Origin of the sequence: Phenylobacterium sp. (assembly GCF_036821595.1) — a bacterium.
Taxonomy (GTDB): Bacteria; Pseudomonadota; Alphaproteobacteria; order Caulobacterales; family Caulobacteraceae; genus Phenylobacterium.
Genome location: NZ_DAISJG010000028.1, coordinates 1 through 19320 on the forward strand (window position 1 = coordinate 1; position 19320 = coordinate 19320).

A 19320-nucleotide genomic window follows, 5' to 3' on the forward strand; every position below is an offset into this window, starting at 1 on the left:
GGCGGGCGCAGGACCTGCGCCCGACCGGGTCTCTTACGAGTTCGGCTGCTCGGAGGCGGCTTCCGGCGCGGCCTCGGCTTCCGCCGGGGCTTCCGCGCCGGTCATCTCGGCTTCCAGGGCCGCGGCTTCCGGCGCGCTCACCTCGGGCTCGGCCGGGGCCTGCGGCGTCAGTTCGCGGGCCAGGGCCGGCTCCACCGGAGCCTCCGAGGCGCCGAGGTCGACGCCCGAGGCCGCCTGGCCGGCGGCCAGGCCGTCGAGGATCGCGTCGGCCATCAGGTCGCAGTAGAGCTGGATGGCGCGGGCCGCGTCGTCGTTGCCCGGGATCGGATAGGTGATGCCGTCCGGATTGCAGTTGGTGTCCAGGATGGCGATCACCGGAATGTTCAGCTTGCGGGCTTCCTGGATCGCGATCGCTTCCTTGTTGGTGTCGATCACGAACATCAGGTCCGGGATGCCGCCCATGTCCTTGATGCCACCGAGGCTCAGCTCGAGCTTGTCGCGCTCGCGGGTCAGCTGCAGCAGCTCCTTCTTGGTGCGGCCGCTCTCGCCTTCCAGCACGCCTTCCAGCTCGCGCAGGCGGGCGATCGAGCCCGAGACGGTGCGCCAGTTGGTGAGCGTGCCGCCCAGCCAGCGGTGGTTCACATAGTACTGGGCGCAGCGGCGCGCCGCCGTGGCGATCGGCTCGGAGGCCTGGCGCTTGGTGCCGACGAACAGGATCCGGCCGCCGGACGCGGCGACTTCGCGCACCTTCACCAGGGCCTGGTGGAGCAGCGGGATCGACTGCGACAGGTCGATGATGTGGATGTTGGACCGGCTGCCGAAGATGTAGCGGTCCATCTTCGGGTTCCAGCGGTGGGTCTGGTGGCCGAAGTGGGCGCCGGCTTCCAGGAGCTGGCGCATGGAGAATTCAGGCAGAGCCATCGTCTGTATCTCGTCTTTCTTCCGGTTGAACCGCCGCAGGCAAACCCTCCGAAGAGGACCGGAACGGACGTGGTCGGGATGTCTCCCCGGCCAGGCCGAACGCCTGCGTGTGGATTGGAGCGGCGCATGTAGGGGGAAAGCGCCGGAAAATCAAGTGCCCCGGGCGGGCCGCGCGCGGCTCGCGCCCTACGTCCGCTTCGGCTGGCCGGGCGGCCCGAACAGGCTGGGCGGCCTGTAGGGTTCGTGGGGCTTGAAGGCCGGCGGCCGGGGCGGGTCGGGATCGTAGGGCCTGGGCTTCGCGGGCGGCGCGGCCGTGGAGGGCGCCGGCACGCCGTACGACGGCGGCGCGGTCAGCGACGGCGGCTTGTAGGCCGGATAGCCGGGGCTGGCGAGCGGGGGCTTCGGGGCCTTGGGCGCGAACGTCCCGTAACCCTGGGCCGCAGCCGGCGCGGCGACCAGGGCCAGGGCGGCGGCGGCGGCGAACGTCAGCCTCAAGGCGTTCTCCTCAGAGATCCTCGACGAACACCACGCCCGGCGCGGTCTTCAGGGCGCCGCGGACAGCGCCGTTGAGGGTGAAGCGGCCGGGCAGCTTCATCTCCACCTCCCGGCCCGCGCCGAGGCCCGCGACCAGCAGGATCTCGCCGCCGCGGGGGTCGGTGACGCCCTCCAGCCGCTTCTTCAGGGCCTCGATCTCGGCGCTGCGGGGGGCCAGGTGGACGCGCAGGCCCGCGACGGCGTTCTCGATCGCCTTCTCCACCGGCATGGCGTCGTCGCCGAAGAAGCGCACCTCGCCCTCGCTGGCCTTGGCGCGGACGCGGATCGAGACCGCCTTGCCCGGCTCCAGGAAGTCACGGCAGCGGCGCAGGGTCTCCGGCGGGAACAGCACCTCGTACTCGCCGGTCGGATCGGACAGGGTCACGAAGGCGAACTTCTCGCCCGTGCGGCCCGGCTTCTCCAGCTTGCGCCGCACGATGCCGGCCATCCGCAGGGCTTCGGCCCCGGCGAGCGCCTTGGCGATGGCGTCGGTGTAGAGGTCGGTGCGCTTGCGGCGCAGGGCCTCGACCATGTCCTCGAGCGGGTGGCCGGAGAGGTAGAAGCCGATCGCCGCCAGCTCCTCGTCCAGGCGCTCGGTCGGCGTCCAGGGCTCCCGCCTGGGCATCTTGCGCTTCTGGGCCTCGGCCAGCTGGTCGTTGCTGTCGCCGAACAGCGCGGCCTGCTCCGACGCCCGCTGGGCGGCCACGCTCTGGGCGAACCCCAGCAGCAGGTCGGCGGCCTCGACCAGCTGGGCCCGGTTCGGATGGATGGCGTCGAAGGCGCCGGCCCGGGCGAGCGTCTCGAAGGTGCGCTTGTTGACCTGCCGTGGGTCCACCCGCTCGACGAAGTCGAAGATGTCGCGGAACGGCCCGCCCTCGCGGCGGACCTCCACCACGTGCTCCATGGCCTGCAGGCCGACGTTTCGGATGGCGCCCAGCGCATAGAGCACCTCGCCGTCCTCCACCTCGAAGTCGGCGGCCGATCGGTTGATGTCGGGCGGCCGGATCTTCACGCCGAACCGCTTGGCGTCCTGGTAGAAGACGCTGAGCTTGTCGGTGTTGGCGATGTCGAGGCTCATGGACGCGGCGAAGAACTCGACCGGCGCGTTCGCCTTGAGCCAGGCGGTCTGGTAGCTGACGACCGCATAGGCCGCGGCGTGGGACTTGTTGAAGCCGTAGCCGGCGAACTTGTCGACCAGGTCGAAGATCGCGCCGGCCTGGGCCGCTGGGATGCCGTTCTTCTCCGCGCCGGAGACGAACCGCGCCCGCTGGGCGTCCATCTCCTCCTTCTTCTTCTTGCCCATGGCGCGGCGAAGAAGGTCGGCTTCGCCCAGGCTGTAGCCCGCCAGGATCTGGGCGATCTGCATCACCTGTTCCTGGTAGACGATGATGCCGTAGGTCTCGTTCAGCACCGGCGCCAGCGTCGGGTGCAGGGTGTCGATCGGCTTGCGCCCGAACTTGCAGTCCACGAAGGCCGGGATGTTGTCCATCGGGCCCGGTCGGTAGAGGGCGCCGATGGCGGTGACGTCCTCGATCGAGTTGGGGCGGAGCTGGCGCAGGGTGTCGCGCATCCCCTGCCCTTCGAGCTGGAAGACCCCCACCGTCTGGGCGTTGCTCATCAGCTCATAGGTCTTGGCGTCGTCGAGCGGCAGGGCCGTCATGTCGACCCGCGCGCCGCGCTTCTCCAGGTACTTCAGCGCCCGGTCGATGACGGTGAGCGTCTTCAGGCCCAGGAAGTCGAACTTCACCAGGCCCGCGCTTTCCACCCACTTCATGTTGAACTGGGTGGCCGGCAGCTCGGAGCGCGGATCGCGGTAGAGCGGCGTCAGCTCGGTCAGCGGGCGGTCGCCGATCACCACGCCGGCGGCGTGGGTCGAGGCGTTGCGGTAGAGGCCCTCCAGCTGCAGGGCGGTGTCCAGCAGCCGGGCGACGCCCTCGTCCTCGTCGCGGGCCTGGCGCAGGCGCGGCTCGATGTCGATGGCCTGGGCCAGGGTCACCGGGTTGGCCGGGTTGGCGGGCACCATCTTGGCTAGCCGGTCCACCTGCCCCAGCGGCAGCTGCAGCACCCGGCCCACGTCGCGCAGCACGGCGCGGGCCTGCAGGGTGCCGAAGGTGATGATCTGGGCCACCCGGTCGCGGCCGTAGCGCTGCTGGACGTAGCTGATCACCTCCTCCCGCCGTTCCTGGCAGAAGTCGATGTCGAAGTCGGGCATGGACACCCGCTCCGGATTGAGGAAGCGCTCGAACAGCAGGCCGTACTGCAGCGGGTCAAGGTTGGTGATGGTCAGCGCATAGGCGACCAGGGAGCCCGCCCCCGAGCCGCGGCCCGGGCCGACCGGAATCTCGTGGGCCTTCGCCCACTTGATGAAGTCCGCAACGATCAGGAAGTAGCCGGGGAAGCCCATCTGGGTGATGACCCCGATCTCCCGCTCCAGCCTGGCCTCGTACTCCTCCGCCGGCGCGGAATTGGCCTGGCCGCGGGCCATCCGCAGCTTCAGGCCCTCGCGCGCCTGGTGGGCCAGCTCGTCCGCCTCGGAGCGGCCGCCCTCGGTGGGGAAGCGCGGCAGCAGGGGGTCGCGCTTGTGGACCATGAAGGCGCAGCGGCGGGCGATGTCGACGGTGTTGTCGCAGGCCTCCGGGAGGTCCGCGAACAGGGCCCGCATGTCGGCCGCCGGCTTGAACCAGTGCTCGGCGGTGACCCGCCGGCGCTCGTCCTGGCCGATGAAGCTGCCGTCGGCGATGCACAGCAGGGCGTCGTGCGCCTGATGCATGGCCTGTTTGGCGAAGTAGCAGTCGTTGGTGGCGACGAGCGGCGCGTCCTGGTCGTAGGCGAAGGCCACCAGCTCGCCCTCGGCCGCCGCCTCGGACGCCAGACCGTGGCGCTGCAGCTCCACATAGAAGCGGTCGCCGAACACCCGGTGCATCTCGGAGAGCGCCGCGCGTCCCTCCTTCACCTTGCCGGCCGCGAACAGATGGTCGACCGGCCCGTCGGGACCGCCGGAGAGCAGGATCAGCCCCTCGGCATGCTCGGCCACCCGGGCCCAGGGCACGTGCGGGTCCTCGGTCCCGTCGCTCTCGACATAGGCGATGGACGAGAGCTCGCAGAGGTTGAGGTACCCCCGCTCGCTCTGGGCGAGCAGGACGACGGTGGGCGTCTTGGCCCAGCGTTCCGGCGGCTTCTCGCCGATCCCGGAGACCGGCAGGGCGCAGCCGACGATCGGCTGGACGCCCGCGCCCTTGGTGGCCACCGAGAACTCCAGCGCCCCGAACAGGTTGGCGCGGTCGGTGAGCGCCACGGCCGGCATGTGCTGGCCGTGGGCCAGCGCGCCGATCTTGTCGGCCTTGATGGCCCCTTCGAGCAGGGAATAGGCGGACCGGACCCGCAGGTGGACGAAGCCGCCCTCGCCAGAAGCCCCCTCGCCGCTCAACCCCGCCGCCTCCGCCATCCGGCTCATGGCGTCGTCACCCCACGTGGGCCGCCACCGAGCACATCATCCAGACAAAGCTGGCCACCGAGGCAAAAGCCAGTGATTCCCGAGCCAGACGAACCATGTGCGACGTTCCTGCTGTGGGTGTCCTGTGGACGACCGGTTGCGTTCCGTTTTCGTTCTTATTCCGGTTTTGTTCTCATCGTCAAGCTGCTATAGCGAAGCCTGGATTCGGGGAGGCTCCGCATGTTCGTCCGTTCCCTTGTCGTCGCAGCGCTCGCCTGTCTCGCGACGCCGTTCTCCGCGGCCGCCGCCGACAGCCCGCGGATGTTCCAGGCCCTGCCGCCGCCCAGTTGCGGCACGCCGCTCGCCGCCACCGGCAAGCCGCTGACCTTCAAGGCGCCGCTGGACGAGGCAGGACGCGCCGGGCTCATGGCCGGCCTGTTCCTCACCCTCCACGACCCCACCGGCCAGGGCTGGTCCGAGGCCGACCTCAAGGCGGCCGGCGGATGCCCTGTGGCGCGCTTCGCCGCCGATGACGTGGTCTGGACGCTGTTCTCCGGCGCCGGCAACGCCCCCGTGCGCGTCGCCATCGCCACCGGACGCGGCGACGCCTACTTCCTGGTCCGGGGCCCGTCGCCGATCGACGCCGCCGCGTGGAGCCGCACGCGCCGCGGACTGCCCGGCGCAACGGCGCCGCCGGCCTACTACCTCGTGAGCCGGCAGGGCGATGAGCCCTTCTTCCTGTTCAAGGTCTACGATGGACCGCCCGCCGCGACGCTGCTCGCCGACGACATCGCCGCGGCCGCGGAGGCCAAGGCCGAAGGGCTCGCCGCCTACGGCGACGACGGCGGGGCCGTGTCCCTGCTGCTGGAGACCGCGGCCGGGCCCCGCGCCGAGCTGTTCCGCCCGTCCGGCGTCAGCGTCTCCACGCCCGCGACCCTCCTTGCCCCCGACGGAGGGTTGGTGACGGAAGCCAGGAACGGCGACTGGGTGTTCCGCGGCTCCGGGTTTGCCTGCCGGCCCGCCTACGGTCCCTTCGAGCGCATCCGCGTGCAGGTGCTGGACATCAGCGATGAGGGCCTGGACCTGGCCTGCACCTGGTCGACGCAGGATAGCTGGACCGTGGTCGACGCGACCTTCATGCCCGACAAGTCCACGGACAAGGCCTACGTCGCCGAACGGATCCGGCAGGAAGAGGAGGCGTACGGGGTCACCCGCAGTCTCTCCAAGCTGCGGCCAGGGCGCGACGAGCCGGTGCTCGCCGGCCGGTGGTGGATGGACAAGGACGGGCAGATCCAGACGATGTACGTCCTTCGCCGCGGGGACTATCTGTTCGAGGTCCGGCAGGGTCTGGCCAGAGAATCCGACATCGACGCCGGAAGCAAAGTCGCCCTGGACCTAATCGACCAGATCTCCGCCGCCGACGCGCCCGCCCCGGCCACGGGCGAGGCCTGGCGGCGCCAGCGATAGCGGCGGCTAGCCCCGCGGCTGCTCTTCCAGGTGGCCGTCCTTGAGCGCGAAGACCCGGTCCATGTGGCGGGCGAGCTCTAGGTTGTGGGTGGCGACCAGCGCCGCCACGCCCTCGCTGCGGGCCAGCGCATAGAGGTTCTCGAACACCGCGCCCGAGGTGGTCGGGTCGAGGTTGCCCGTCGGCTCGTCGGCCAGCAGGAGGCGGGGCGAGTTGGCGAGCGCGCGGGCGATGGCGACCCGCTGCTGTTCCCCGCCCGAGAGCTGCGCCGGCTGGTGGTGCGCCCGCTCCTTCAGGCCGAGTTCGGTCAGCAGGGTGCGGGCCCGCTCCTGGGCGGCCTTGCGGCTCCTGCCGGCGATCATCTGCGGCAGGGCCACGTTGTCGACCGCCGAGAACTCCGGCAGCAGGTGGTGGAACTGGTAGACGAAGCCGATGGTGGCCAGCCGCACCCGTGTGCGCTGGCGGTCCGAGAGGTCCGTGCAGTCCTGGCCCAGCACCGAGATGCGGCCGCCGTCGGGATGCTCCAGCAGGCCCGCGGCGTGCAGCAGGGACGACTTGCCTGAGCCGGAGGGCCCGATCAGGCCGACGATCTCGCCCGGCCGCAGGTCCAGGTCGACGCCGCGCAGGACGTTGAGCGGCCCCGCGGCGGTGACGTAGGTGCGCTCGAGGCCGCGGATGGAGAGGACGGGCTCACTCATAGCGGAGCGCCTCCACCGGATCGAGGCGCGAGGCCCGCCAGGCGGGCGGCAGGGTCGCCAGGAAGCTCATGGCCAGGGCCCAGAAGGTGATGATCGCCACCTCCCGCCAGTCCACCTTCGCCGGGATGCGGTTCAGGAAATAGACGTCGGAGGCGAACACCGCCTGGCCCGTCGCCCATTCCACGAACTGCTGGATCGGTCCGATGTAGATGCAGAAGACGATGCCGAGCGTCAGCCCCACGGCGGTGCCCAGCACGCCGATCGAGGCCCCCGACATGAAGAAGATCCGCAGGATCGACCCCTGCCCCGCGCCCATGGTGCGCAGGATGGCGATGTCGCGGCCCTTGTTCTTCACCAGCATCACGAGGCCCGAGATGATGTTCATGGCCGCGATGGCCACCAGCAGCATGAGGATCAGGCGCATGACGTTGCGCTCGACCTTCAGCGCGCCCCAGAAGGAGGAGTCCCGCTGGGTCCAGTCGGTGACCATGGCCAAGGGCCCGGCGGCGCGGTGCACCGCCGCCTTCATCTGCGTGGCCTTGTCCGGGTCGGCGACCTTCACCTCGATCACGTCGGCCGTTCCCTCGCGCCCGAAGAACAGCTGGGCCTGGGCGAAGGGCATGTAGATGTAGGCCTGGTCGTACTGGCTCATGCCGACGCTGAAGGTCCCGCCGACCGTGTAGGTCTTCTGCAGCGGGGTGCCGCCGAACGCGGTGGCGCCGCCGGTGGGGGAGATCAGGGTCAGGGCGTCGCCGGGCGAGACACCCAGCGCCTGGGCCAGCCGCTCGCCCACGACGATGATGTCGCCGCCGTACTCGCCCTCGCCGAAGCCGCGGATCGAGCCGCGGGTGATGTTGCCGGAGACGAGCCGCGTGGCCGCCAGGTCCTTCGGCGCGATGCCGCGGACGATGGTCCCGGAGATCTGGGTGGGGCCCATGGCGATGGCCTGGGCCTCGATGATCGGCGCCACCTGCACCACGCCGGGCACCTTGGCGATGCGGGCGACGGCGGCGTCGCGCCCGTCCCCGTCGAGAACGGGACCGGCCACGAACACATGGCCGTTGAAGCCCAGGATCCGCCCGAGCAGCTCGGTGCGGAAGCCGTTCATCACGCTCATGACGATGATCAGGGTGGCCACGGCCAGCATGATGCCGATGAAGGAGATGACCGAGATCAGCGCCACGCCGCCCTGGCTGCGCTTGGCGCGCAGGTAGCGTCCGGCGAGCATGCGTTCCCACAGGCCGAAGGGCGGCGCACGCCCGCCGATGGGAGCGGCGGGGTCGCTCATGCGGCGCAGATCGCCTTCAGGGCCTGCTCCAGCGGCAGGGTCTGGCGCTCGCCCGTGGCGCGGCGCTTGATCTCCACCGCGCCCTCGGCGACCCCCTTGGGACCGACGATGAGCTGCCAAGGCACGCCGACCAGGTCCAGGGAGGCGAACTTCGCGCCCGGGCGGTCGTCGCGGTCGTCGAGGCAGGGCTCCTTGCCGCGGTCGGCGAGCGCCCGGTAGGCCTGCTCGGCCACCTCGTCGACGGTGGGCTCGCCCGGCCGCAGGTTGACGACGGCCGCGCCGAACGGGGCCACGGGATCGGGCCAGATGATGCCGGCGTCGTCGTGGCTCGCCTCGATGATCGCGCCCACCAGGCGCGAGACGCCGACGCCGTAGGAGCCCATGTGCACGGGGACTTCCTTGCCGTCCGGTCCGGCCACCCTGGCGCCCATCGGCTTGGAGTACTTCTCGCCGAAGTAGAAGATGTGACCGACCTCGATGCCGCGGGCCGTCATCCGGTCGCCCTCGGCGGCCTCGGCCTCGAAGCGGGCCTGGTCGTGCATCTCGTCGGAGGCGGCGTAGAGGCGGGTGCGCTGCTCGACGAGCGGCTGCAGGTCGCCGTCCCAGTCGAGGTCGGGGCCCGGCGCGCCCATCTCGACCAGGTCGCGGTGGGCGAACACCTGGCTCTCGCCGGTGTCGGCCAGGATGATGAACTCGTGCGACAGGTCGCCGCCAATCGGGCCGGTGTCCGCCCGCACCGGGATCGCCTTGAGGCCCAGCCGCGCGTAGATGTTCAGATAGGCCAGGAACATCCGGTTGTAGGCGCGCCGGGCGGCGGCCTCGTCGATGTCGAACGAATAGGCGTCCTTCATCAGGAACTCGCGGCCGCGCATAACCCCGAACCGGGGGCGGCGTTCGTCGCGGAACTTCCACTGGATGTTGTAAAGATTCTTCGGCAAGTCCTTGTAGGACTTCACATAAGACCGGAAGATGTCGGTGACGACCTCCTCCGCCGTGGGGCCGTACAGCAGGTCCCGCTCATGGCGGTCCTTGATCCGCAGCATCTCCTCGCCGTAGTCGTCGTAGCGCCCGCTCTCCCGCCACAGGTCGGCGAGTTGCAGGGTGGGCATGAGGATCTCGACGGCGCCGGCGCGGTCCATCTCCTCGCGGACGATCTGCTCGATCTTCTTCAGCACCTTCAGGCCCAGCGGCAGCCAGGCGTAGATGCCCGCCGCCTCCTGGCGGATCAGGCCGGCGCGCAGCATCAGCTGGTGGGACACGATCTGGGCGTCGGACGGCGCCTCGCGCAGGGTCGGCATGAAGTAACGCGAGAGGCGCATCGTTTGACGGGTGTCCCTGGAGCTTACGGCGAGCGGCCCTGATAGCCCCCGCCGGCTCCGCTTGGCAACGGCCCGCTTAGTAGCCGGACGGCAGGTTGGGCAGCTTGAGCAGGCCGAAGTGGATGATGGCCCAGACAACGACCCAGAGGATCGCCGAGATCCAGGTCGTGGTGATGAACTTCTTCTTCAGCTTGGGATCCACCGGCGCGCCGGGATCGCCGCCGTCCCCCTTGTCGATCCCGGCCTGGGCGTGGCTGGTCACCCCCCACGGCAGGACGGCGAACAGCACCGTCCACCAGATGGTGATGTAGATCGCGACGGCGGTGAACGGCCCCATCAGTGGGCTCCCTTCGGTGTCTCCATCAGCTCCACCAGCACGCCACCCATGTTCTTCGGGTGGACGAAGATCACCGGCGTGCCGTGGGCTCCGATGCGGGGCTCGCCGTTGTTGAGCACGGTCGCGCCCTTGGCGGCCATGTCGTCGCGGGCGGCGAGGATGTCCTTGACCTCGAAGCAGACGTGGTGTTGCCCGCCCATCGGGTTCTTTTCAAGGAACCCCTTGAGCGGCGAGGCGTCGCCCAGCGGCTCGATCAGCTCGATCTGGCTGTTGGGCAGGTCCACGAAGCAGACCCATACGCCCTGCTGCTCCATGGGAAACTTCTCGCCGATCTTCGTGGCCCCCAGGACGTCCCGGTAGAGCTTCACGGACTCCTCGATCGAGGGAGTGGCGACGCCGATGTGGTTCAGTCTTCCGATCATGGAGGGGCATATACGCCCTCCCCCGCGGCGGCGCGAGATCACGCGGCGGAAACCGGCAGGTTGCGCAAACGCAAACTCGCTCAGCCCTGGCGTGCTAAGCTTTCAAAGCAAATCCGGCCGGCCCGGGCCGCCGGAGACAAGATCGGGAGGTCGCATGGCCAATTCTCACCCCGCCGTCCTGAAGCCGGTCGCGGCCACGCCGCTCGACGCCTGGCGCGGCCACGCGAGCCTGGCGACGGTGTTCTGGGGCTACGGCGTCCTTGTCAGCCTGATCCTGATCGCCGTCTTCGTGGCCGCGCTCATGCAGGGCGACGCGGCCCTGCAGCAGACGATGATCGGCCTCTTCGCGATCTACACCGCCTGGGTGCTGGTGGCGGTCTGGCGCTGCGCCGAGACGGCGCGCCAGCCCTGGGGGATCATGGCGCGCCTGCTCACCATCGCCTGGGTCGCCAACTCGGTCCTGGTGCTGGGCTTCCTGCAGGTGCGCCTGCTTCAGCCCTACCTGGCCGGCTAGACCCGCAGCACCGTCGTCTCCACCACGGGGCGGCGGCCCCAGATCCGCTGGCTGGCCTTCTTCACGGCCCGCGACATGGCGGTCTCCACGGCGTCGTCCAGGTCGCGGTTCTCGCGGCTCAGGCGGTCGAGCGCGTTCTCCGCCTCCTCCGAGAGGTCGTCGAGCACGTCCTCGAGGGGATAGTCCTCGTCGGTGGGCAGGCCCAGCGCCCGCACCTCGGGGCCCGCCAGGATCTTGCCCTTGCGGTCGAGCACGACCGAGACCGAGAGCATGCCGTTGTAGGCGGCGTGGCGGCGTTCGCGCAGGGCCTCGCCGTTCTCGGGCGTGAGCACGCCGGCGTCCACGTAGAGCCGGCCCGACGGCACCTCGTCGATGATCTCCGCCCGGCCCGGCGCCAGGCGCACCATGTCGCCGTTCCGCGGCGCGACCGCCTGGGGCACCTGCAGGTCCTTGGCGAAGGCGCAGTGCTCGAGCAGGTGGCGGCGCTCGCCGTGGGTCGGGACCGCGATCTGCGGCCGGGCCCAGCGGTACATCTCCGCCAGTTCGTCGCGGCAGGGGTGGCCGGAGACGTGGATGCCGGGGTGGTCGCGCTCGGTGTAGAGGCGCACCCCGCGGTCGGCGAGCTTGTTCTGCAGGTTGCGGATCGGGATCTCGTTCCCGGGGATCACCCGGGAGGAGAAGATGCAGGAATCGCCCGCGCCGAGGCTGACGTGCGGATGGCTGCCGTCGGCGATGCGCGAGAGCGCGGCGCGGGGCTCCCCCTGGCTGCCGGTGCACAGGTAGAGGATCTTCTCGGCGGGGAAGTAGCCGGCCTCGCCCTCCGACACGAAGTCCTGGACGTCCTGCATCAGGCCGACGGACTTGGCGGCCGAGGCCATGCGGTGCATGGAGCGGCCCACGAGGCAGACCCGGCGCCCCGCCGCCTCGGCGGCGCGGATCACACTGTCCATCCGGGCGACGTTGGAGGCGAAGCAGGCCACCGCCACCTTGCCCTTCAGGCCGCCGATCAGCGGGATCAGCGCGTCCCGGACCTCGGCTTCCGAACCCGCAACTCCGTCCACGAAGACGTTGGTGGAATCGCAGACCATCGCCAGCACGCCCTCGTCGCCGAGCCGGCGGATGGCGTCCTGGTCGGTGGGGGCGCCCAGCAGCGGGTGCGGGTCGATCTTCCAGTCGCCCGTGTGCAGGATGGTGCCCAGCGGCGTCTTGATGGCGATGCCGTTGGGCTCGGGGATCGAGTGGGTGAGCGTGATCAGCTCCATCCGGAACGGACCGAGCTCGATGACGCCGCCCAGCGGCACCTCGGTGATCGGCACCTGGTCCAGGAGGTCGGCCTCGCGCAGCTTCTCGCGCAGGACGAAGGCGGTGAACGGCGTGGCGTAGACGGGCGCCTTCAGCCTTGGCCAGAGGTGCGCCACCGCGCCGATGTGGTCCTCGTGGGCGTGGGTGACCACGATGCCGAGGATCCGGTCGGCATATTCCTCGATGTACTCGGGGTCGGGCAGGATCACCTCGACGCCGGGCGTCGACTGGTCGCCGAAGGTCACGCCCAGGTCCACCACCACCCAGCGGCGGTCGTGGGACGGGCCGAAGCCGTAGAGATTGAAGTTCATGCCGATCTCGTTCGACCCGCCGAGGGGCAGGAAGACGAGTTCGTCATGGCCGCTTGCCTTGGCCATCAGGTCGCTTTCAAGTTGCGGCGCCAGATCTCCAGCATGCCGCGGATTGTGAGGTCGGGGTCGAAGTGGTCGATGGCGCCGGTCGCGCCGTGGAATAGCGAGGCGACGCCGCCGGTGGCGACGACGGTCAGCGGGCGGGCCTGTTCGGCCTTGATGCGGGCGATCAGCCCCTCGATCAGGGCGATATAGCCCCAGAACACGCCCGACTGCATCGCGCCCACCGTATCCGTGCCCACCACCCTCTGGGGCTTCTGGATCGCGACCCTGGGAAGTTTGGCCGCCGCGGTGTGCAACGCTTCCATGGAAAGGTTGATCCCCGGGGCGATGACGCCGCCCTCGAAGCCGCCGTCGGGGGCGATCACGTCGAAGGTGGTGGCGGTGCCGGAGTCGATGACGATCAGGGCGCCCGGATAGACCACATGGGCGCCGATGGCGTTGACCAGCCGGTCGGCCCCGGCCTCCGACGGCTTGTCGATCCGCACCGGAATGCCGAGCTCGGCGTTCTCGCCGATCACCAGCGGCTCCACGTGCAGGTAGCGCCGGGCCAGGTTGCGGAGGTTGAAGATCGACTGCGGCACCACGCTGGAGATGATGCAGCCGTTGAACACGCCGAGCTGCAGACCGGCCATGGCCAGGAGCTGCGAGAGCCAGACCGCGTACTCGTCCGCCGTGCGGCTGGATTCCGTCGCCGCCCGCCACTGGGCCGTCCACCGCTCGCCGTCGTGGACGGCGAAGAGGGTGTTGGTGTTGCCCTGCTCGATCGCCAGCAGCATCAGGAGCCCCCGAAGAACACGTCGCCTGCCGTTATGCGCTCCAGCGAGCCGTCGTCCAGCCTGAGCCGCAGGGCCCCGTCCAGGTCCAGGCCTTCCGCCACCCCGGAAAGGGTGCGGCTGGGCAGGCGCGCCTCGCAGCGCTGGCCGAGGCCATGGGCGCGGTCGGTCCAGCCCCTGGCGACGGGCGCGAAGCCCTGGGTCGCCCAGAGCCTGCGCCAGGCCTCGAAACGGCTCGCCAGCACCTCCAGCGCGTCGCGCGGCGCGGGCGGGGGTCCGCTCATGTGGTCGGCGAAGGCGGCGGCCGGCCGCTCCACGTCCTGCGGCGCGTGGGCGAGGTTCACGCCGATCCCCACGGCCAGCCACAGCCGCCCGTCAGGGCGGCTGCCGGATTCGACCAGGATGCCGACCGCCTTTCGGCCATGCACCAGGACGTCATTGGGCCACTTCAGCCGCGCGGCGCCTGTCCCGAGGCAGGTGTCGGCCAGGTCGCAGGCGGCGAGCGCGGCCACGAAGGAGACCTGGGCCGCCTCCACCGGCGCCAGGTCGGTGGTCATCAGCAGGGTGGCGGCGAGGTTGCCGCGCTGGGTCGACCAGGCCCGGCCGCGGCGCCCTCGCCCCGCCGTCTGGACCGCGGCGGTGATCCACAGGGGGCCGCCCTCCCCGGCTTCCGCCCGGCGGCGCGCCTCCGCATTGGTGGAGTCGATCTCGTCGTAGGCTTCGATCGGCGGGTGGTCGGGCACCTAGGCCAGACCGAACGCCGCCGCGGCGCGGGCCGCCAGGGGGTCGAGCCAGGTGAGCGCCACGAGCACGAGCGGGAAGGAGAAGACGGCCAGGGCCAACGCGATGAACCGGGCCTCGAAGGCCGGTTTGTCGGTCGCGCCGACGCCGGCGTCGAACCACATCACCTTGATCAGGCGCAGGTAGTAGAAGGCGGCCACGACCGAGCCGATCAGCCCGGCGACGGCGGCCCAGCCGAGGCCCGCGTCGATGGCGGCCTTGAAGACATAGACCTTGGCCCAGAAGCCGGAGAACGGCGGCAGGCCGAGCGCCGAGAGCGAGAAGGCGGTCATGGCCAGCGCCAGGCCCGGCTGTTCCTTGATCAGGCCGGCCATGTCCTCGATCGTCTCCATCGACCTCCCCTGGCGCGACAGGGCCGCGAGGCAGGCGAAGAAGCCCGTCACGTCGATCATGTAGAGGACCATGAACATCAGCATGGCCTGGACGCCCTCACCCGTCCCGGCGGCGAGGCCGAGGATGGCGTAGCCGACGTTGGCGATGGAGGAGTAGGCCCACAGGCGCTTGAGGTTCTTCTGCGCCAGACCCGCGAAGGCCCCGACGAAGACCGAGATCAGCGCGATGGCGATCAGCACCTGCTGCCACTGCGGCACGGCGCCGGCGAAGCCCTCCGCGAGCACCCGGGCGAAAAGCACCATGGCCGCCAGCTTCGGCGCGGCGGCGAAGAAGGCCACGACCGGGGTCGGCGCGCCCTCGTAGACGTCCGGCGTCCACATGTGGAACGGCGCGGCGGAGACCTTGAAGGCGAGGCCGCAGATCAGGAACACCAGGCCGAACAGCAGGCCGGTGTTGGCGCCCGCCTGGGCGGCCACGGCGATGTCGGAGAACAGGGTCGAGCCGGCGAAGCCGTAGATCAGGCTGGCGCCATAGAGCAGCAGGCCGGAGGAGAGCGCGCCCAGCACGAAGTACTTCAGGCCGGCCTCGGAGGCCTTGGCGTCGTCGCGGTGCATGGCGGCCAGGATGTAGAGCGCCAGGGAGTGCAGCTCGACGCCGACATAGAGGCTGATGAGGTCGCCGGCCGAGGCCATCATGCCCATGCCGAGCGCGGCCAGCAGGATCAGCACCGGGAACTCGAAGTTGCGCACGCCGCGGCGCTCGAACCAGCGCATGCCGAGCGGGATGCAGACGGCCGAGGCGACATAGATCGCCACCTTGGCGAAGGTCGCCGCCTCGTCGGAGATCAGGCCGCCGGCGAAGGCGCGCCCGAACGGGCCGGTGGCCGAGGCGACGGCCGCGCCCAGCAGGGCCACGACGGCCGCGGCGCTCACCGCCGTGGTCATCCGGGGCGCGAAAGCGCCCCAGACGAGCAGCAGCAAGGCGCCGCCCGCCAGGATCAGCTCAGGGAATGCAAGGCCGAGGTCGGCGGAGAACGTCATCTTCGGCTTAGCCCCCGATGGCCGCTTGGTAGACCGAGACGAGCTGGTCCACGGAGGCCGCGGTCAGGTTGAACACGGAGTTGGGCTGGACGCCCAGGTAGAGGGTGGCGGCGATCAGCGGGGCGAAGATCGCCACCTCGCGCCAGTCCAGATCGGTGATGGCGGCGAGCTTGGGATTGACCAGTTCCCCGAAGATCACCCGGCGGTAGAGGGTCAGCGCGTACATGGCCGACAGGATCACGCCCGAGGCCGCCACGATCGCCGTCCAGGTCGACGCCTGGTAGGCGCCCGTCATGGTCAGGATCTCGCCGACGAAGCCCGAGGTGCCCGGCAGGCCGACATTGCCCATGGTGAACAGCATGAACACCGCCGCGTACCAGGGCATCCGCTGCACCAGCCCGCCGTAGAAGGCGATCTCGCGGGTGTGCATCCGGTCGTAGACCACGCCGACGCAGAGGAAGAGCGCCCCGGAGATCACCCCGTGGCTGATCATCTGGAACAGCGCGCCCTGCTCGCCCTGGGCGTTGCCCGAGAAGATGCCCATGGTCACGAAGCCCATGTGGGCCACCGACGAATAGGCGATCAGCTTCTTGATGTCGGTCTGCCGGAAGGCGACCAGCGAGGTGTAGACGATGGCGATGACGCTGAGCGCGAACACCAGCGGCGTGAACATCTCCGAGGCGTCCGGGAACATCGGCAGGCTGAAGCGCATGAAGCCGTAGCCGCCCATCTTCAGCAGGATGCCGGCCAGGATCACCGAGCCCGCCGTGGGCGCCTCGACGTGGGCGTCGGGCAGCCAGGTGTGCACCGGCCACATGGGCATCTTCACCGCGAAGGAGGCGAAGAAGGCGAGCCAGAGCCAGGTCTGCAGGCCGGCGTCGAACTCGTAGGCCATCAGCTCGGGGATCGAGCTCGTGCCGGCGATGCCGATCATGGCGAGGATCGCCGCCAGCATCAGGACCGAGCCCAGCAGGGTGTAGAGGAAGAACTTGAAGGCCGCGTAGACCCGCCGCGCGCCGCCCCAGATGCCGATGATCAGGAACATCGGGACCAGGCCGAACTCGAAGAAGATGTAGAACAGCACGATGTCGAGGGCGCAGAAGACGCCGATCACCAGCGTCTCGAGGACCAGGAAGGCGATCATGTACTCGGGGACCCGGTGCTCGATGGAGCGCCAGGACGCCGCGATGCACAGCGGCATCAGGAAGGCCGTCAGCAGGACGAACAGCACCGAGATGCCGTCCACGCCCATGCGATAGGAGAAGGTCCCGAACCAGGGGACCTCTTCCAGGAACTGGAAGCCGGCCACGTTCGGGTCGAACTGGACCACCAGCAGCACCGAGAGCGCGAAGGTGGCGAGCGTGGTCACGAACGCGATCCACCTGGACGCGTTGATCACCGCCGCATCGTCCGGCCCGCGCAGCAGGCGCAGGATCAGGATGCCCGCCACGCCCACGATCGGGGCGTAGGTGATGAGGGAGAGGATGCCGGTCATGTCGTCTGCGCCCTCCCCTTAGGCGTTCCAGGCCCAGAGGGCGTAGGTGAGCAGGCCCGCGACGCCGAGCAGCATCACGAAGGCGTAGTGGTAGACGTAGCCGGTCTGCAGGCGGCCCGTGCCGCGGCCGACCGCGTAGGAGACGGCCGAGACCCCGTCCGGCCCCAGGCCGTCGATGATCTTCTGGTCGCCGCCCTTCCAGAACAGGTCGCCGAGGAACTTCGCGCCGCGGACGAAGGTCGCGTCGTAGAGCTCGTCGAAGAACCACTTGTTGTAGAAGAAGACGTAGAGCGGCCCGCCGCGGGCGGCCAGGCGTGCGCCAAGCCCTTCCCGCAGCAGGTAGACGTAGGCCGCCACCAGCAGGCCGAGCACCGAGGCCACCAGCGGGGCCCAGATCACCCAGGTCGGCGCGTGGTGCGCCTCGGCCGTCGAGGCGTCCGTGCCGGGCACGGGACCGGCGGCGGTCTGGGCGGCGTGGCTGGCCGCGCCCTCCGCGGCAGGGGCAGCGGCGACCGCGGCCCCCTCATGGGCGGCCGGGCCGGTCGCCTCGGCGTGCGCCGGCGCGTGGTGCGCCGGGGCGTTGTAGATGGCGCCGCGCCAGAACTCGGCCTTGTGGTCGCCGATGAACTGGTGGTGGAAGGCGAAGCCCGCGCCGATCGCCCCGATCGCCAGCAGGATCAGCGGCAGGCGCATGGTCCACGGGCTCTCGTGCGGCTTGTGGTCGTGGCCGCCGTGGCCATGCCCGTGGGCATGGTCATCGCTGGCCAGGGGCTCGTCGTGGGTCTCGATCTGGGCCGGGCTGGCGTGATCGTCCGCGTGGCCATGGGCATGGTCGCGGTTGTGCCAGTGGTGCTCCAGGTCCTCGGACGTCCAGCGGGCGTGGCCGTTGAAGGTGAAGAAGGCCAGGCGCCAGGAGTAGAAGGCGGTCAGGCCGGCCACGAAGACGCCGATCACGAAGGCGAAGTAGCCGAACGGCTCGCCCGCCCCGCCGGCCTCGTAGGCGGCGTGGATGATGGCGTCCTTGGAGTAGAATCCGGCGAAGCCCAGCTCCACGCCCGGGATGCCCAGGCCGGTGATGGCGATGGTGCCGATGGTCATCACCGCGTAGGTGACCGGCAGGTACTTCGCCAGCGCCCCGTAGCGGCGCATGTCCTGCTCGTGGGCCATGCCGTGGATCACCGAGCCGGCGCCCAGGAACAGCAGGGCCTTGAAGAAGGCGTGGGTGAACAGGTGGAACATGGCCGCCTGGTAGGCGCCCACGCCCGCGGCGAAGAACATGTAGCCGAGCTGCGAACAGGTCGAATAGGCGATGACCCGCTTGATGTCGTTCTGGGTCAGGCCGACGGTGGCGGCGAACAGCGCCGTCACCGCGCCGACCACGGTCACGATGTTCTTGGCCACCGGGGCGTATTCGAACATCGGCGACAGCAGGCAGACCATGTAAACGCCGGCGGTCACCATGGTCGCCGCGTGGATCAGGGCCGACACCGGCGTCGGGCCCTCCATGGCGTCGGGCAGCCAGGTGTGCAGGAAGAACTGGGCGGACTTGCCCATGGCGCCCACGAACAGCAAGGCGCAGGCGAGGTCCATGAGCCGCCAGGACTGGCCGGCGAACTCCCACGCGCGGTCGGCATTGGCCGCCACGGCCGGGAACAGCTCGGCGAACTGGATCGTCCCGAAGGCCCAGAACACGGTCATGATGCCGAGCGCGAAGCCGAAGTCGCCGACCCGGTTGACCACGAAGGCCTTGATGGCCGCGGCGTTGGCGGTGGGCTTCTTGAACCAGAAGCCGATCAGGAGGTAGCTCGCCAGGCCCACGCCCTCCCAGCCGAAGAACAGCTGCATGAAGTCGGCGGCGCTGATCAGCGCCAGCATGGCGAAGGTGAAGAGCGACAGGTAGGCGAAGAACCGCGGCTTGTCCGGGTCCTCGGCCATGTAGCCCCACGAATAGAGGTGCACGAGGGAGGAGACGGTGGTCACGACCACCAGCATCACCGCCGACAGGCCGTCCAGCCGGAACGCCCAGTTGGAGACGAACTCGCCCACGTGGATGAAGGGCGCGTAGGTGATGGTGAAGGGCTCGAGCCCGCCCCAGGTCCACTGGCTGAAGACGACCCAGGAGAGGACCGCCGACAGCATCAGGAAGCCGGTGGTGACGGCCTGCGAGGCGACATTGCCGATCCGGCGGCCGAACAGGCCGGCCGTGATCGCGCCCAGCAGCGGCCCGAAGAGGATGATGGTGACGAGGGTTTCGGCGGACATGAGGGTGCG

17 protein-coding genes are annotated in these 19320 nt (G+C 70.0%); 2 read left to right on the forward strand and 15 right to left on the reverse strand.

Annotated elements, in window-relative coordinates:
* Positions 1 to 33: 33 nt before the first annotated feature.
* From rpsB to sidA, 4 genes are all read right to left on the reverse strand, one after another.
* A complete protein-coding gene (gene rpsB / locus V7Z97_RS12980) occupies positions 34 to 921 on the reverse strand; it encodes a 30S ribosomal protein S2 (RefSeq protein WP_334163852.1) in 888 nt (295 codons plus the stop codon).
* 186 nt (positions 922 to 1107) lie between these two features.
* Positions 1108 to 1416 (reverse strand): hypothetical protein, encoded by a 309-nt coding sequence (locus V7Z97_RS12985; RefSeq protein ID WP_334163853.1) that lies wholly within the window; start codon positions 1414 to 1416, stop codon positions 1108 to 1110.
* Positions 1417 to 1426: 10 nt separating this feature from the next.
* Positions 1427 to 4900: a DNA polymerase III subunit alpha gene (gene dnaE, locus V7Z97_RS12990; RefSeq protein ID WP_334163888.1), complete on the reverse strand. Its 3474-nt coding sequence runs from the start codon at positions 4898 to 4900 to the stop codon at positions 1427 to 1429.
* Positions 4901 to 4916: 16 nt separating this feature from the next.
* Positions 4917 to 5006 (reverse strand): cell division inhibitor SidA, encoded by a 90-nt coding sequence (gene sidA, locus V7Z97_RS12995; RefSeq protein WP_325458113.1) that lies wholly within the window; start codon positions 5004 to 5006, stop codon positions 4917 to 4919.
* A 122-nt stretch (positions 5007 to 5128) separates the two neighbouring features.
* Between sidA and V7Z97_RS13000 the strand changes: the two genes are divergently transcribed.
* Positions 5129 to 6355, forward strand: coding sequence for a hypothetical protein (locus V7Z97_RS13000; RefSeq protein WP_334163854.1), 1227 nt, complete (start codon positions 5129 to 5131; stop codon positions 6353 to 6355).
* Positions 6356 to 6361: 6 nt separating this feature from the next.
* Here V7Z97_RS13000 and V7Z97_RS13005 read toward each other — a convergent pair whose 3' ends face one another.
* The 5 genes from V7Z97_RS13005 to mce form a co-directional block, all read right to left on the reverse strand.
* On the reverse strand, positions 6362 to 7051 hold the full coding sequence (locus tag V7Z97_RS13005; RefSeq protein ID WP_334163855.1) for an ABC transporter ATP-binding protein: 690 nt from the start codon (positions 7049 to 7051) through the stop codon (positions 6362 to 6364).
* Complete coding sequence (locus tag V7Z97_RS13010; RefSeq protein ID WP_334163856.1) at positions 7044 to 8339, reverse strand: lipoprotein-releasing ABC transporter permease subunit; 1296 nt, start codon at positions 8337 to 8339, stop codon at positions 7044 to 7046. Before V7Z97_RS13010 ends, V7Z97_RS13005 begins: the two co-directional genes overlap by 8 nt.
* Positions 8336 to 9658, reverse strand: a complete 1323-nt coding sequence (gene proS, locus V7Z97_RS13015) for a proline--tRNA ligase (RefSeq protein WP_334163857.1) — start codon at positions 9656 to 9658, stop codon at positions 8336 to 8338. The genes V7Z97_RS13010 and proS overlap by 4 nt, the downstream gene beginning before the upstream one ends.
* Before the next feature lie 76 nt (positions 9659 to 9734).
* Complete coding sequence (locus V7Z97_RS13020; protein ID WP_334163858.1) at positions 9735 to 9995, reverse strand: DUF1467 family protein; 261 nt, start codon at positions 9993 to 9995, stop codon at positions 9735 to 9737.
* Positions 9995 to 10417, reverse strand: a complete 423-nt coding sequence (gene mce, locus V7Z97_RS13025) for a methylmalonyl-CoA epimerase (protein ID WP_334163859.1) — start codon at positions 10415 to 10417, stop codon at positions 9995 to 9997. The genes V7Z97_RS13020 and mce overlap by 1 nt, the downstream gene beginning before the upstream one ends.
* Before the next feature lie 154 nt (positions 10418 to 10571).
* On the opposite strand from mce, the gene V7Z97_RS13030 reads away from it, so the two are divergent.
* Complete coding sequence (locus tag V7Z97_RS13030; protein WP_334163860.1) at positions 10572 to 10931, forward strand: hypothetical protein; 360 nt, start codon at positions 10572 to 10574, stop codon at positions 10929 to 10931.
* Here the strand turns inward: V7Z97_RS13030 and V7Z97_RS13035 are convergent.
* The 6 genes from V7Z97_RS13035 to nuoL are packed head-to-tail and all read right to left on the reverse strand — an operon-like array spanning position 10928 to position 19311.
* On the reverse strand, positions 10928 to 12610 hold the full coding sequence (locus tag V7Z97_RS13035) for a ribonuclease J (RefSeq protein ID WP_334163861.1): 1683 nt from the start codon (positions 12608 to 12610) through the stop codon (positions 10928 to 10930). The genes V7Z97_RS13030 and V7Z97_RS13035 overlap by 4 nt on opposite strands.
* On the reverse strand, positions 12610 to 13386 hold the full coding sequence (locus V7Z97_RS13040) for a type III pantothenate kinase (protein ID WP_334163889.1): 777 nt from the start codon (positions 13384 to 13386) through the stop codon (positions 12610 to 12612). Before V7Z97_RS13040 ends, V7Z97_RS13035 begins: the two co-directional genes overlap by 1 nt.
* Positions 13383 to 14123, reverse strand: coding sequence for a biotin--[acetyl-CoA-carboxylase] ligase (locus V7Z97_RS13045; protein WP_334163862.1), 741 nt, complete (start codon positions 14121 to 14123; stop codon positions 13383 to 13385). The genes V7Z97_RS13040 and V7Z97_RS13045 overlap by 4 nt, the downstream gene beginning before the upstream one ends.
* On the reverse strand, positions 14124 to 15554 hold the full coding sequence (gene nuoN, locus V7Z97_RS13050) for an NADH-quinone oxidoreductase subunit NuoN (protein ID WP_334163863.1): 1431 nt from the start codon (positions 15552 to 15554) through the stop codon (positions 14124 to 14126).
* 7 nt (positions 15555 to 15561) lie between these two features.
* Entirely contained in the window at positions 15562 to 17049 is a 1488-nt protein-coding gene (locus V7Z97_RS13055; RefSeq protein ID WP_334163864.1) for an NADH-quinone oxidoreductase subunit M, read from the reverse strand.
* Positions 17050 to 17067: 18 nt separating this feature from the next.
* Positions 17068 to 19311, reverse strand: coding sequence for an NADH-quinone oxidoreductase subunit L (nuoL, locus tag V7Z97_RS13060; RefSeq protein ID WP_334163865.1), 2244 nt, complete (start codon positions 19309 to 19311; stop codon positions 17068 to 17070).
* Positions 19312 to 19320 lie beyond the last annotated feature (9 nt).

Coding starts and splice junctions, on each gene's coding strand:
- rpsB (WP_334163852.1), bottom strand. CDS start 921: ATGGCTCTGCCTGAATTCTCCATGCGCCAGCTCCTGGAAGCCGGCGCC.
- dnaE (WP_334163888.1), bottom strand. CDS start 4,900: ATGGCGGAGGCGGCGGGGTTGAGCGGCGAGGGGGCTTCTGGCGAGGGC.
- sidA (WP_325458113.1), bottom strand. CDS start 5,006: ATGGTTCGTCTGGCTCGGGAATCACTGGCTTTTGCCTCGGTGGCCAGC.
- V7Z97_RS13000 (WP_334163854.1), top strand. CDS start 5,129: ATGTTCGTCCGTTCCCTTGTCGTCGCAGCGCTCGCCTGTCTCGCGACG.
- V7Z97_RS13005 (WP_334163855.1), bottom strand. CDS start 7,051: ATGAGTGAGCCCGTCCTCTCCATCCGCGGCCTCGAGCGCACCTACGTC.
- V7Z97_RS13010 (WP_334163856.1), bottom strand. CDS start 8,339: ATGAGCGACCCCGCCGCTCCCATCGGCGGGCGTGCGCCGCCCTTCGGC.
- proS (WP_334163857.1), bottom strand. CDS start 9,658: ATGCGCCTCTCGCGTTACTTCATGCCGACCCTGCGCGAGGCGCCGTCC.
- V7Z97_RS13020 (WP_334163858.1), bottom strand. CDS start 9,995: ATGGGGCCGTTCACCGCCGTCGCGATCTACATCACCATCTGGTGGACG.
- mce (WP_334163859.1), bottom strand. CDS start 10,417: ATGATCGGAAGACTGAACCACATCGGCGTCGCCACTCCCTCGATCGAG.
- V7Z97_RS13030 (WP_334163860.1), top strand. CDS start 10,572: ATGGCCAATTCTCACCCCGCCGTCCTGAAGCCGGTCGCGGCCACGCCG.
- V7Z97_RS13035 (WP_334163861.1), bottom strand. CDS start 12,610: ATGGCCAAGGCAAGCGGCCATGACGAACTCGTCTTCCTGCCCCTCGGC.
- nuoN (WP_334163863.1), bottom strand. CDS start 15,554: ATGACGTTCTCCGCCGACCTCGGCCTTGCATTCCCTGAGCTGATCCTG.
- V7Z97_RS13055 (WP_334163864.1), bottom strand. CDS start 17,049: ATGACCGGCATCCTCTCCCTCATCACCTACGCCCCGATCGTGGGCGTG.
- nuoL (WP_334163865.1), bottom strand. CDS start 19,311: ATGTCCGCCGAAACCCTCGTCACCATCATCCTCTTCGGGCCGCTGCTG.